The sequence below is a fragment of the Massilibacillus massiliensis genome (genome assembly GCF_900086705.1).
GTDB lineage: Bacteria > Bacillota > Negativicutes > FLKF01 > FLKF01 > Massilibacillus > Massilibacillus massiliensis.
Genome location: NZ_LT575483.1, coordinates 1,398,146 through 1,411,248 on the forward strand (window position 1 = coordinate 1,398,146; position 13,103 = coordinate 1,411,248).

Here is a 13,103-nt window from a genome sequence, read left to right on the forward strand (position 1 = left end):
GACTTTTTGGTCCTTTTGTGTCAATGACAAAAGGACGCCCCTATTTAGATGCGGCAACCTTTGCAAATGCTACCGCACTTGCAGCAATGGTTTTCTCAATATCCTCATCCGTATGCGCACCGGACATAAACGCAGTTTCAAACTGCGATGGTGCAAGGTAAATACCTTGTTCCAACATCGATTTAAAATAGATTTTAAACGCTGTCAAATCTGATTTTTTTGCTGTTTCATAATCATAAACAGGCTGATCGGTAAAGAATAAACCAAACATCGAACCTGCTTGATGAAATTGGAGCGTAAGCCCGGCTTTTTTCGCTGCTGCTTCCATACCTAGCGTTAATTTTTTCGTTTTAAGCGTAAGCACGCGGCTATAATCCGGCTGTCCTTGCTCTGGAATTTCACTAATGATACTTAAAGTTGTAATCCCAGCCGTCATCGCAAGTGGATTTCCGCTTAAAGTGCCGGCTTGATAAACCGGTCCTGCCGGTGAAATTTGCTCCATGATGTCCCGTCTGCCACCATAAGCGCCTACCGGAAGTCCACCGCCAATGATTTTACCGAGACAAGTTAAATCCGGTTTTATTCCATAAGCAGCCTGTGCACCACCTAAAGAAGCTCTGAACCCGCACATCACTTCATCAAAAATCAACAATGCACCATGTGCTTCTGTAATCTTTCTAAGTTCACGCAGATACCCTTGTTTCGGCAGAACCAATCCCATGTTCCCGGCAACTGGTTCGATAATCACCGCAGCAATTTCCTCACCGGATTTTTCAAATACTGCCCGAATCGCGTCAACATCATTATATGGGACAGTGATCGTATTATTGGCAACACCTTTTGGCACGCCTGGGCTGTCGGGCACACCGAACGTAGCGGCACCAGAACCCGCTTTTACCAATAAACTATCGTGATGGCCGTGATAACAGCCTTCAAATTTGACAATTTTTTCACGTCCGGTAAAACCGCGTGCCAAACGAAGCGCACTCATCGTTGCTTCTGTTCCCGAATTCACCATGCGAATCAATTCCATCGATGGCATAATCTTTTGCACCAATTTTGCAAGTTCTGTCTCGAGCAAAGTCGGTGCACCATAACTTGTGCCAAGCTCGGCTGCGCGAGAAATCGCTTTGATCACTTCATCATGGGCATGTCCGATGATCATAGGCCCCCAAGAGCCTACATAATCAATATACGCATTCCCGTCGATATCATAAATCTTACTGCCTTTCGCTTTCGCAATAAACGGTGGATTTGCATCCACACTTTTAAACGAACGAACTGGACTATTCACACCACCGGGAATATACTTTTTTGCTTCGGCAAATGCTTCTATTGATTTTTCTAAATGCAAAGTCATATTTTAGCCTCCTAAGATCAAGCAATTATTTTTCCGTTAACCACCGCGCAGCATCTAATGCATGATACGTGATAATAATATCTGCGCCTGCACGCTTCATACTCGTCAAAGTTTCCAGCACAATCCGCTTTTCATCAATCCAGCCATTTGCGGCCGCTGCTTTTACCATTGCGTATTCACCGCTTACATTATAAACAGCAACAGGTAGATGCGTCATTTCCCGTACTTGATGCACGATATCCAAATAAGATAGCGCCGGTTTTACCATAATCATATCCGCACCTTCAGCAAGATCGAGTTCTACTTCTTTTAATGCTTCACGTGCGTTGGCCGGATCCATTTGATAAGAACGGCGATCGCCAAACTGCGGCGTAGAATGTGCGGCATCTCTAAACGGGCCATAATATGCCGACGCATATTTTACCGTATAAGACATAATTGACACATTTTGATACCCGGACTCATCTAACGCCTCACGAATCGCTGCAACACGCCCATCCATCATATCAGAAGGCGCAATGATATCCGCACCTGCCTGTGCTTGACTGACAGCCACCTTTGCCAATAAGGTAAGCGTCGCATCATTGTCAACATATTGATCCTGCAATTGCCCGCAATGACCGTGCGATGTATATTGACAAAGGCAAACATCACCGATAATCACAAGTTCTGGCAATACAGCTTTGATCGCTTTCATCGCCTTTTGTACTGGACTGTTCATATCCCAGGCACTCGACCCAATTTCATCTTTATATTCCGGTAATCCAAAGATCTCAACAGCAGGAATACCAAGTTCATAGGCTTCCTTTGCCACTTTCACCGCTTCATCCACCGATAGATGGTAACATCCCGGCAAACTAGGAATTTCTTCTCTTACTTTTTCACCAGCTACGACAAAAATTGGGTAGACAAAATCTTTTGCCGTAAGGATCGTTTCACAGACTAAACTGCGTACACCTTCAGAAATACGCATACGACGTGGTCTTAATTTTTGCTTAATCATCAAACTCCACCTCTAAATTATTGAAATAATTTTTCTATAGAATCCACCAAACCTGTAATCGTATAATCTTCAGCAACAACCGTTGGCTCAATTCCGTTATCAAAACATGTTTTGGCCGTGATCGGACCGATACAAGCTGTTTTTGTTTTTACAATACACGCTTTGCCAGTTTCACCTAAAACATCCAATAAATTTTTCACGGTTGAAGAACTGGTAAACGTTACTAAGTCAATCTCGTCTGCCTGTAATTTTTCAAGCAAGTGTTGACTATCCACCTCACCAATTACGGTCTGATAGACATGTGCAACATCGACGACAGCACCCATTTCACGCAGTTTTTCCGGCAATATTTCACGTGCTTCCGCTGCGCGTGGAATCAAGATTTTCATTCCTGCAGTAATTTCATCTTTTAATATTTCGATAATCCCTTCTGCTCTAAACTGAACCGGGATACAATCTGCTTTAATTCCATACCGCTCTAATTGATCGGCAGTAGAAACACCGATTGCCGCAATTTTAGCATTTGCAAGCGCTCTGCTGTCGAGCCCTTTTTTACGCAAACGCTTAAAGAAATGATCTACACCATTGGTACTGGTGAAGATCAGCCATTGATAACTTGTAATCTTTGCAATTGCCGCATCGATACCTTCATAACTTTCCGGTTCAACAATTTTAATCGCCGGAGCTTCTATACAATTTGCGCCAAGCGCTTCTAATTTGTTCGTAAGCACGCTTGCTTGCTCTCTTGCCCGTGTAACCAGTATATTCTTTCCGAATAATGGCTTATTATCAAACCAAGCAAGTTTTTCGCGCAAGTTTACCACATCGCCGACAATAAAGATCGCAGGCGGTTTCATACCGTGTTGTAAAACATCTGCGGCCGCCTCGCCTACCGTTGTCACTAAAACACGCTGCTCCGGTTTTGTCCCCCAGCGAATCACGGCCGCCGGCGTGTCAGCAGAGCGTCCATTTTCAATTAACTTTTGCGTAATGTGAGGTAAGTTTTCTACCCCCATTAAAAATACCAGCGTATCTACGCCAGTCGAAAGTTTATCCCACCGCATGTTGGATTTTCCTTTTGTCGGGTCTTCATGTCCCGTAACAACGGCAAAAGATGTAGCCACAGCACGATGCGTGACCGGAATGCCCGCATAGGCCGGTACAGAAATCGCTGAAGTAATCCCCGGAACAACCTCAAATGGCAGATGATTTTCTAATAATAAAAGCGCTTCCTCTCCGCCGCGGCCAAAAACGAATGGATCGCCGCCTTTTAGACGCACTACGGTCTTACCTTCTTTTGCTTTATCCACTAATAATTGATTGATGTCTTCCTGCCGCATCGTATGCTGACTCGAAGCCTTGCCCACGTAAATCAGTTCTACATCCTTGCGCGCATAACGCAGCAATCTGTCATCTGCCAAACGATCATAAACGATTGTATCCGCCTCTTGTATGTACTCCCAGGCTTTTACACTAATGAGTTTATAATCTCCCGGGCCTGCTCCTACCAAATATACTTTACCTGCCATGTTCATTCCTCCTGCAAAAAAGTCAGGTGAAAACGCTCGCTCCACCTGACCTATATATTATTCTTACACCATACAGCCTAAATCAACCATAATCTTACGTCCACCGGCATCGAGCATACGATTGGCAAGCTGCTTTCCAAGTAGAGCCGCCGCCTCTTTATCGCCGGTAATACAGTCTTTGATCACAGTCTGTCCGTCTATCGTTGCGATAATTGCTTCTACGGTAAGCTTCGTTTCATCGAGTCGTCCAAATACGCCGACAGGTACCTGACAACCGCCCTCAACCGTTTTTAAAAAAGCGCGTTCCGCCGTCACCGCATAACGTGTTGCTCTATCGTTTAAAAATTCTAATTGCTCTAAAACTTCTGCATCATGCTGCCGTGCTTCAATTGCAAGTGCACCTTGTCCTACAGCCGGCAAACAAATTTCTTTCGCCAAAATTTCCGTAATATGCGCTTGCCAGCCAAGGCGTTTTAAGCCAGCCGCAGCCAAAACAATGGCATCCAAATCGCCTGTATCCAATTTTTTCAATCTTGTATCAACATTACCGCGCAATTCACAAATTTGAAGATCAGGTCGAGCACTTAAGAGCTGTGCTTTCCTTCTAAGACTAGAAGTTCCTACTTTTGCTCCTTGCGGCAAATTTTCCAGTGTTTTATATACCGGGCTAATCAGCGCATCCCCCGGATCTACACGCTTTGTAATCGCCGCCAAAGTCAAACCTTCCGGCAATTCTGTCGGCATATCCTTCAGACTATGCACGGCTAAATCAATCGTACCCTCCAGCATTTCTGCTTCCAGTTCTTTTGTAAATAAGCCTTTTCCGCCGATTTTAGCCAATGGTACATCAAGAATTTTATCGCCGGTCGTCGTAATATGCTTTAATATCACATCCAAATCAGGATACTGCTTGCGTAAACAATCCGCAATATGATTTGCCTGCCAAAGCGCTAGCTTACTGCCGCGCGTACCGATAACTAGTTTTTTTCTCAATTTTTCTTTTCTCTCCTATTGTATCAAGTTTAAAAAGATCCCGCATAGCTTTGATATAATATTCTTCATTTCCCGTACCGGCTGCACTATTGATTTTCACCATCGGTTCTCTAAGAAGTTTACGCACAATCATTCTTGACATATTTTCCATGATCTTGCGTTCTTCTGGCGTAATATCAGATAATTTCGCCATTGCCCGCTTAACTTCCCGCTGCCGTATACGCTCTGCTTTATCTGTCAATAAGGCCATAACTGGCCGAAAAGATAAGTAGCGGAACTTATTCACCAGTTCTTCCACTTCTTCTGCTACAATTTTCCCTGCAAGCGCAGCTTCTTGCTCCCGCACTTTTATATTAGAGTCTACCACAGCCTCTAAATCATCTATATTATATAAACGAACACCCTTGATATTCGCTACTTCTGGTTCAACATCGCGCGGCACAGCAATATCAATGAAAATAATCGGTTTCCCCTTACGTTTTGTCATCAATTGCTGCGTTTCCCACGCCTTCACGATATAATGCGGTGCACCAGTAGAAGTTATTACAATATCTACATTCACCGCACAGTTCATTGCATGCTCCGTCTGGACTGCCTGCCCATTAAATTTCTTCGCCAAATCTACCGCACGTTCATAGCGGCGGTTTGATACAAAGACAGTTTGCACGCCTTGATCAGCCAAATGCCTTGCCGTAAGCTCGCCCATTTGTCCGGCACCGAGCAATAACACATTGGAATTTGATAAATCACCAAATAAATTTTTAGCCAATTCTACCGCTGCATAACTGACCGAAACTGCACTATAAGCAATTCTCGTCTCCGTACGCACTCGTTTTCCTACTGCAATCGCTCGATGAAATAATGTATTTAACACGGTACTGGTCGTACCGGCCTCTTTTGCAATCCAATATCCTTTTTTTACTTGACTGAGAATTTGTCCCTCGCCAATGATCAAAGAATCTAAACTTGCTGCAACTTTAAATAAATGCGTAATACATGCCTCGTCATAGTAATGAAACATATAATCTTCCGCATCCTCATCACTACTTGCCAAATCATATAAAAATTGCTTCAATGCCGGTAAAGCTTCTTCCGCATCATCCACAACTACATAGACTTCACTACGATTACAAGTTGATATAATCACGGCTTCATGAATTTGCTCATATTCATCTATATGCCTAAGTCCCGCTTTGACCTTATCATCCGATAAGGAAAAACATTCACGCACGCCAACCGGTGCTGTTTTATGATTCAGACCCAATACTACCAATTGCATCTTTAATTCTAGCCTCCGCCTCGTTTAATTTTCCTTGTCTTAGCAAATCAAGTATATTCTGATTCATCGCCTTTTCCCAAAACTCACCACGTTCTTGGCTCGTTCTAAGATTTTCTTTTAACTCTGAACGAATCCTTGCTACCAGATCTAGATACATTTCATATTCCATACCATAGGTGTCTGCAAGCTCTGCTCGAAGCTGCCTTGCCAATGCAGGGCTTTTCCCACCTGTAGACACAGTAAATAATAAATCACCGCGACTGACTTGTGCTGGCACAATAAAATCGCTGTAACTTTCATCATCTACAATATTCACAAGCGCCCCCGCTTTTTTTGCTTCTAAAGCAGCTTTTTGATTTACCTCGCTATGATCAGTCGCACAAATAACAAGAAAATAAACATTTAAATCGCCTCGGCTATAAACCTTTGCACTATGCATGATAGCAGCCTGCTCAACGAACTGCGTTAACTCATCTACCAGCATCGGACTTATTACCGTTACGTTCGCCTTGGCTTTTAATAAAGCCTTCACTTTCCGATACGCAACCTTGCCTCCGCCAATCACAGCACATGGCTTACCCTCAATATTTAGATTCACCGGATAAACAGCCACTGTACTTCTCACCTCGCCAAAATAAGCCTAAATACACCTTATAATATAATATCGCTTTTTTAAATGAATTTCCATCCTATTTTCAAAAAAATGAATTAAATTTATAAATGAATGATATTCATATTTATATTATAATCGAATGATTGGGTATTACACAATCATTTAATTATAATATAAATATATTCAATAAGGTAGCCGTCCTTTTGTCATTGCCACAAAAGGACCAAAAAGTCTAGGCCTAAATCCTCCAAAACACTAAAAAAAATAGCGGCTTGCTAAAATCCTGAACTCGCTTCGCTCAGACAAACGGATTTCTTCACGCAAGCCACTATTTTTTCATCCTTCGGAACATATTTTTCCGGAAAAGGCCGGGGAACGAAAAAACCTGCCGCATTAAAATGCGACAGGCAGGCTGTAGACAAAGTAGTAGATGAAATTTATTCTTGCATCATTTTGACAGCGTCTGCTATAATGCAAGCAGGTGCTACGAAAACGGTAGGCGGTTTACCTTCCCCAATGAAATGGGGTGAGCATATGGGAACTATGGAGCTTTATGTATTGCTAATACTTGCTACAGGTTACATTATCGCAATAAAAAAGAATTAACCGCCCCTCCTAGCCAGAGTTTAGCGATTAATCTTTAATGATTTCCCTATATCTTTTGTTAGGTGAACCGTTTACCAGTAGCACCTTTCATATAATTATCATAATATCAAAAGATTATACTGTCAAGGTTTAAAATAAGGGTGATGTTTCACTAAAAAATTAGTGAATCATCACCTTTTTTAGGATGAAGCGCACTTTTTCTGAAATCCATCCCACTTATAAACTAGCACGAAGATAAGTTACCGACCCGCGGCCTATCTGTCCATAGTTTGTCTATTCTAATGTCATAATTTTATTTTTAAGCGCATAGAGTAAAGCCTGTGTTCTGTCGTTTACATTAATCTTGCGGAAAATGTTGGTCAAGTGATTCTTCACCGTTTTTTCGCTGACAAATAAAGCCTGCGCGATTTCTTGGTTGCTAAACCCTTTGGCAATGCAGCGCAATACATCCATTTCTCTGGCAGTTAACCGTTCACTGCGACGTTCCCGCCAAATTTCTTCGGCACGATCACCTACGTTTTCACACTGGGCAGCACCAAATAATTTTTCTGCAATTTCCGGATACACAAAAGCACTTCCACCGTGCACCATATGAATTGCCTTAATGAGCATTTCAGGTTCTACATCTTTCAGCAAATACCCCATTGCACCGTTTTTTAATACTTCTATTACATAATTATCATCATCATGAATTGTTAACATAATAATTTTAGTATCAATCTGTGCTGTTTGCAGTCTTTGGGTTACTTCAATCCCATTTAAAATCGGCATATTCAAATCCAAAAGTAAAATATCCGGCTGCAACATCATTGTTTTTGCTAATGTTTCGTGACCATCGACTGCTTCGGCGACAACTTCTAAATCATCTTCAAGATCTAATACCATCCGAATCCCTTGTCTTAACAACAAATGATCATCGGCGATTAAAATTTTAATTGACACACGAACTCACTTCTTTCTATTTTACAATATTCGCTGTAAGAAATATCAACACTTCTGACTCACTTTTACTTTGATTGGTAGACTTAAAAAAATGACCCAAGATCGGCAAGTCTCCTAAAAAGGGGATTTTGGCAAAACTTTTGTTCTCTTCACTGCCAATCAATCCACCAATCACCATCGTTTCTCCATCCTTCAATCGAACTACAGTATCTGCCGAACGCTTATTAAACTTATAAGCTTTAATATCAGCAACATAATAGGGTGAACTCACCTCAGTATGTACAGTTGCTGTGATATAACCATCCTGATTGACACGCGGCGTATATTTTAAAATAATACCGGCTTCACGATACACAATTGATGTCGTTGTGGTCGAGTTTGTGACCGCTACAGTCGGCACGGGCACCTCTCCACCAATATTGATGACTGCTTCTTTTCCATTCACCGTTAAAATATTTGGACGCGCTAATATACTTGCTTTCCCATCACTGACAAGTGCACTTAATCGCCCTGCATAATACATTTCAAAAGGATGCCCACTCACATCATGCCCAAAACGAATTACACCGGGAACGCCCTCCGTGCCATCCTTCCATTTCCTTGTGATTTTTTCTGTCGGCACTGTTTGTCTGACAGTTTCATAACGATTGGTCACCGCATTCCAGACACTACTCGTTTGCGTTTCAGTCGTAGTTTCATATTCCGGTGTCTGGGGAAATTTCGACCATTCCCATTCAATCCCCAAGTTTTTCGCAGCGTCTTTGTTCAAGGCAATTACCTTAGCTTCTAAAGAAACTTGCTGATAAGGAATGTCGATATTGGAGAGCAATAACCGAATTTTCTCTGCTTCTGGCTCAGTCCCATAGAATAAAAGCGAATTCGTCGCCAGATCAACAGACAATTGTGCGGGATAAACCGGTTGCAGATCTGTTTCCCCGGACTTTTCTTTTGCGATTGGTTTCGCATCCATCTTTCCTAAAGCAAGCGCTGCTGATTGTGCAGCCATATTTGGATCAGCATACTTTAAAGAAAAAACATGCAACGTACCGAAGGTTTGGCTCATCATTTCTTTTTCGCCAACAATAACTACATCCCCCTGCAACTGATACTTTAGTCCTTTTGTTTGGGCAATCAAGTCTAAGGCTGTATCAAAATCAATGGATTGCAGTTGTATCGTAATTTTCCCTTTTATTGAATCATCTACGATAATATTGTGATCACTTAGCTTTGCCAGTGATGTTAGTACATCGCGTACTTCAGCGTTTACTACATTTAATGATACCAGTTCAGCACCTTCTGCGACACTGTACGATTGTCCTAAAACGTCAGTCCATGCCATAATTCCTGTAAATATAATCCACCGAAATACTTTTGACAAATACAAATCCATCACCGTCCAACCGTTAATACAACCTCTCCGTTTGGTCCATTTAAGATTACACGAAATTCATCAATTGCACGCACGCTATAAACGCCCACTACGCTTCCCTGCAGACATTGTTTACTCTCACCATCATATTCTATAATCGCAATAAAACGATTTTCACTGCTGATGACACCTGTTAAAACAGGAGTTTTGTCAGACATCGTCACAGGATTTTTTCTTGTATAACTACTGTTACTGGATTCCGGTTCCTTTTTTACCTTCGTCTTTTCTATCTTTTGCTGCGCTTTCTTTGGCGCAGCAAAAGGATCTCTCATCTTAGTATCATCAGCACGGGGAACTGGATGAAACGCCGTCGAACTTTGTGTTTTCTCCCCTATTTGTTTCGTCTCCGATTCTACGATCACGGTCTCCGCAGGAGATTCTTTTGTCAAAAAAATTACAAATAAGCCAATAAAAATACTTCCCCCAAAAAGCAAAAGCATTCTTTTATTCTTCAAAATAAGCTTATCATCTCGAAGTCTTTTCAGCAAATTCTCCATACTTTCTCTAAACCTTCCACAAAGTTATATAAAATAACAAATTCTATAAAAAAAATAAAAATCCTGTCACTTCATGACAGGATTCCAAATTGTTTACAAAATAAACTATGCATAGAGATGACACATCAAAAATGCGGTATTTCTATGACTGCAAACAAATACTATATTTATATCGATAACTTAGAAGATAACGAAATTCGTTCCACTTATAAACTAGTACGAAGATAGGTTGCCGGTTGGCGAGAAGTACTCAGATGCTAGGCGCAACATGGGGATACGAAGGAGTCGTACTCATGTACGTCGACGAGTAGCACCTTGTTGCAACGACGCAGATGAGTGCTTATCGCCGACCCGCTGCCTATCTGTCCTTATTTTGTTGTCTACAAGCTAAGCTTAATCTCTCGTAACCGAGGACCCATGATACGCTTATAAGCCTCTACTCCAGGCTGATCAAATGCATCTACATTGGCAAGTTCCCCTTCATAAGAAACAGACAAAGCAAGCATATAAAGCAGTTCACCTAAATGATACGGCGTTAATTCTGGTAAAGCATAAGCCGCATTAAAACGATTTTCCGAAGCAAGCGCACTTGCATTTGACTGTCTGGCAACTTCTAAAGCTTGACTCATTGGAATGCCAGAAATATCCGATAATTTTTTTACCGTTGGAAAGGCATCGGCAATCACAGGATCAACTGCCCATTTATCAATTTTGATAAATTGGACAATTTTGTCCAGTGCACCTTCCTGATGCTGCTGTGTCTGTGCATGCATGTCCGTTGTTCCAACAGCAACAAGCGGTGTTCTGCCATTGTTTACAACATTGCCTTCTTTATCAAATTTTTTGCCTAATGATTCGGCTAATAATTGGATATACCATTCCGAAGTGGATTTCAGATAATCTGCATATGGCATCAGAACTTCAATTGTTCTGCCATATTTCTTCGCTGCAATAAATTTTAAGCCTGCATTGAGCATCGCTGGATTCTGCCAAATATCATCCGTCTGACAAACTTGATCCATCGCTCTAGCACCGGCTAAGAAATCTTCAATATCAAATCCGATACAAGCCGCTGTCACCAAGCCCACTTCACAGAATATTGAAAAACGTCCGCCAACGCCATCTGGAACGCTAAACGTTGGCCAGCCTTCGTCTGTAGCAAGTTTTTTAAGTAATGTCATATTCGATTCATTTGGATCCGTTACTGCAACAACTTCAATTTCAATATTCGGATACTTTTTCAAAGCCTCATAAGCAACCATGAAATTTGACATCGTATCTAACGTACCACCCGATTTAGAAATCACAATCATCATTAGACGATATGGACGTTGAATCCCATGTGCTTCATTTATCTTTGCATTCGTTGCAATATGCTCAATTAGGTCCGTTGTTCTTCTAGGGTCAATGTTGTTTCCGCTAAAATATACCTTTGGAAATCCATTGCGTTCTTCCGTAGACATACTATTCCAAAATTCACCGCAATGAACATCAAACAATACTTTATTGCCTAAATAAGATCCACCAATTCCAAAAGAAATTACTGCATCTATACGATTCTGCACCGATTTTGAAAAATCTTTTAATCGCCTAATGGAAGATGGCGAATTTAAATTGCCTTCTTTTATGTATGGCAATTCAGTGAACAATACCTTTTCCGGCGCGCCATCCTTAGACAAATGCCCGCGAATTACGCCCGTATCGCGCATCACTTTCATCGCCTCATGCGCTTTTTTTAACGCTTCACTATATTCCTTTAAATCAGCAGCCGTTACTTTGCCTTCACCGAAAAGATTTTCATAATCAAAACAAAACCCCGACTCTAAAACACATGCACTTTTACTATTAGAACTCATTTTTTAGCACCTTCCTTTTCTCAAAAGTATAACTAAAACTTATTTTATTATACTAAACCAGTTCTTGGACTTCAAGTAAATACCAGAGGAAAATACGGCAAGCAACAATACTATTTTAACAAGGGTCCTACGGTCTTCGTTAAATACTCCAGAAACTTGTCCCGCAGTTCCGGACGTTTCAGTGCATACTCTACCGTAGCTTCCAGGTATCCCTGCTTATCACCGATATCATACCGTCTGCCGGAAAAATTATATGCATAAACTTTCTGCACCGCCGCAAGCTGACAAATTGCATCCGTAAGTTGAATCTCATTCCCACGTCCCGGTTTTGTCATTTCCAAAAGATCAAAAATTTCCGGTTCCAAAATATATCGTCCAAGCACAGCCAACTGAGATGGCGCTTCCTCTGGGGAAGGTTTTTCAATCAAATCCAACGCCTGCCAAACATTCTTTTTTATCACCTTCGGATTTACAATACCATAACTGGAAACTTTAGCTTTCTGTACTTCCTGCACCCCTAGAACAGATCCGTTGAAATCTCTGTAAACATCCATCATCTGCCGAAGGCAAGGCACTTCCGCATCAACAATATCATCACCAAGCATAACCGCAAACGGTTCATTACCAACAAATTGCTTGGCACAAAGTACAGCATGTCCTAACCCTTTCGCTTCTTTTTGGCGAATAAAATGCACCGTGATATCTGAAATTTCCTCTACCAACCCTAACAATTCATATTTTCCCTGTTCTTTCAGTTGTAATTCCAACTCTACAGAACGATCAAAATGATCCTCAATTGAGCGTTTATTGCGTCCAGTAATGATCAAAATCTCTTCAATTCCAGAATCAATGGCTTCTTCAATAATATATTGAATTGCTGGTTTATCAACGATTGGCAGCATTTCTTTCGGCTGCGCTTTCGTCGCTGGTAAAAAACGTGTTCCCATTCCAGCAGCTGGTATAATTGCTTTGCGAATTTTTTTCATCTTCAAAACT

11 protein-coding genes are annotated in these 13,103 nt (G+C 41.5%); all 11 read right to left on the reverse strand.

All coding sequences use genetic code 11. From position 1 onward, the window contains the following. Positions 1-40 precede the first annotated feature (40 nt). Positions 41-1,360, reverse strand: coding sequence for a glutamate-1-semialdehyde 2,1-aminomutase (gene hemL, locus BN6559_RS06865; protein WP_110954024.1), 1,320 nt, complete (start codon positions 1,358-1,360; stop codon positions 41-43). Positions 1,361-1,385: 25 nt separating this feature from the next. After that, the gene (gene hemB, locus BN6559_RS06870; protein WP_110954025.1) at positions 1,386-2,363 is read right to left on the reverse strand and encodes a porphobilinogen synthase; all 978 of its coding nucleotides are present in this window, start codon (positions 2,361-2,363) and stop codon (positions 1,386-1,388) included. Positions 2,364-2,380: 17 nt separating this feature from the next. Beyond that, positions 2,381-3,892 carry a uroporphyrinogen-III C-methyltransferase gene (gene cobA, locus BN6559_RS06875; RefSeq protein ID WP_110954026.1) on the reverse strand — a complete coding sequence of 504 codons (1,512 nt, stop codon included), beginning with the start codon at positions 3,890-3,892 and terminating at the stop codon, positions 2,381-2,383. 63 nt (positions 3,893-3,955) lie between these two features. Beyond that, positions 3,956-4,885, reverse strand: a complete 930-nt coding sequence (hemC, locus tag BN6559_RS06880) for a hydroxymethylbilane synthase (protein ID WP_110954027.1) — start codon at positions 4,883-4,885, stop codon at positions 3,956-3,958. After that, the gene (hemA, locus tag BN6559_RS06885) at positions 4,848-6,164 is read right to left on the reverse strand and encodes a glutamyl-tRNA reductase (RefSeq protein ID WP_110954028.1); all 1,317 of its coding nucleotides are present in this window, start codon (positions 6,162-6,164) and stop codon (positions 4,848-4,850) included. Before hemA ends, hemC begins: the two co-directional genes overlap by 38 nt. After that, positions 6,133-6,777, reverse strand: a complete 645-nt coding sequence (locus BN6559_RS06890) for a precorrin-2 dehydrogenase/sirohydrochlorin ferrochelatase family protein (protein WP_110954029.1) — start codon at positions 6,775-6,777, stop codon at positions 6,133-6,135. The genes hemA and BN6559_RS06890 overlap by 32 nt, the downstream gene beginning before the upstream one ends. 879 nt (positions 6,778-7,656) lie before the next feature. Beyond that, positions 7,657-8,325, reverse strand: coding sequence for a response regulator (locus BN6559_RS06895; RefSeq protein WP_110954030.1), 669 nt, complete (start codon positions 8,323-8,325; stop codon positions 7,657-7,659). Between the two features lie 16 nt (positions 8,326-8,341). Then, complete coding sequence (locus BN6559_RS06900; RefSeq protein ID WP_199883814.1) at positions 8,342-9,703, reverse strand: secretin and TonB N-terminal domain-containing protein; 1,362 nt, start codon at positions 9,701-9,703, stop codon at positions 8,342-8,344. A gap of 11 nt (positions 9,704-9,714) precedes the next feature. Beyond that, complete coding sequence (locus tag BN6559_RS06905) at positions 9,715-10,251, reverse strand: hypothetical protein (RefSeq protein ID WP_110954031.1); 537 nt, start codon at positions 10,249-10,251, stop codon at positions 9,715-9,717. A gap of 380 nt (positions 10,252-10,631) precedes the next feature. After that, positions 10,632-12,107: a glucose-6-phosphate isomerase gene (locus tag BN6559_RS06910; protein WP_110954032.1), complete on the reverse strand. Its 1,476-nt coding sequence runs from the start codon at positions 12,105-12,107 to the stop codon at positions 10,632-10,634. A 110-nt stretch (positions 12,108-12,217) separates the two neighbouring features. Further along, positions 12,218-13,093: a UTP--glucose-1-phosphate uridylyltransferase GalU gene (gene galU / locus BN6559_RS06915; RefSeq protein ID WP_110954033.1), complete on the reverse strand. Its 876-nt coding sequence runs from the start codon at positions 13,091-13,093 to the stop codon at positions 12,218-12,220. Positions 13,094-13,103 lie beyond the last annotated feature (10 nt).

Excerpts from the sequence above, each read along its gene's own strand:
- hemL (WP_110954024.1), bottom strand. The coding sequence starts at position 1,360 with ATGACTTTGCATTTAGAAAAATCAATAGAAGCATTTGCCGAAGCAAAA.
- hemB (WP_110954025.1), bottom strand. The coding sequence starts at position 2,363 with ATGATTAAGCAAAAATTAAGACCACGTCGTATGCGTATTTCTGAAGGT.
- cobA (WP_110954026.1), bottom strand. The coding sequence starts at position 3,892 with ATGGCAGGTAAAGTATATTTGGTAGGAGCAGGCCCGGGAGATTATAAA.
- hemA (WP_110954028.1), bottom strand. The coding sequence starts at position 6,164 with ATGCAATTGGTAGTATTGGGTCTGAATCATAAAACAGCACCGGTTGGC.
- BN6559_RS06905 (WP_110954031.1), bottom strand. The coding sequence starts at position 10,251 with ATGGAGAATTTGCTGAAAAGACTTCGAGATGATAAGCTTATTTTGAAG.
- BN6559_RS06910 (WP_110954032.1), bottom strand. The coding sequence starts at position 12,107 with ATGAGTTCTAATAGTAAAAGTGCATGTGTTTTAGAGTCGGGGTTTTGT.
- galU (WP_110954033.1), bottom strand. The coding sequence starts at position 13,093 with ATGAAAAAAATTCGCAAAGCAATTATACCAGCTGCTGGAATGGGAACA.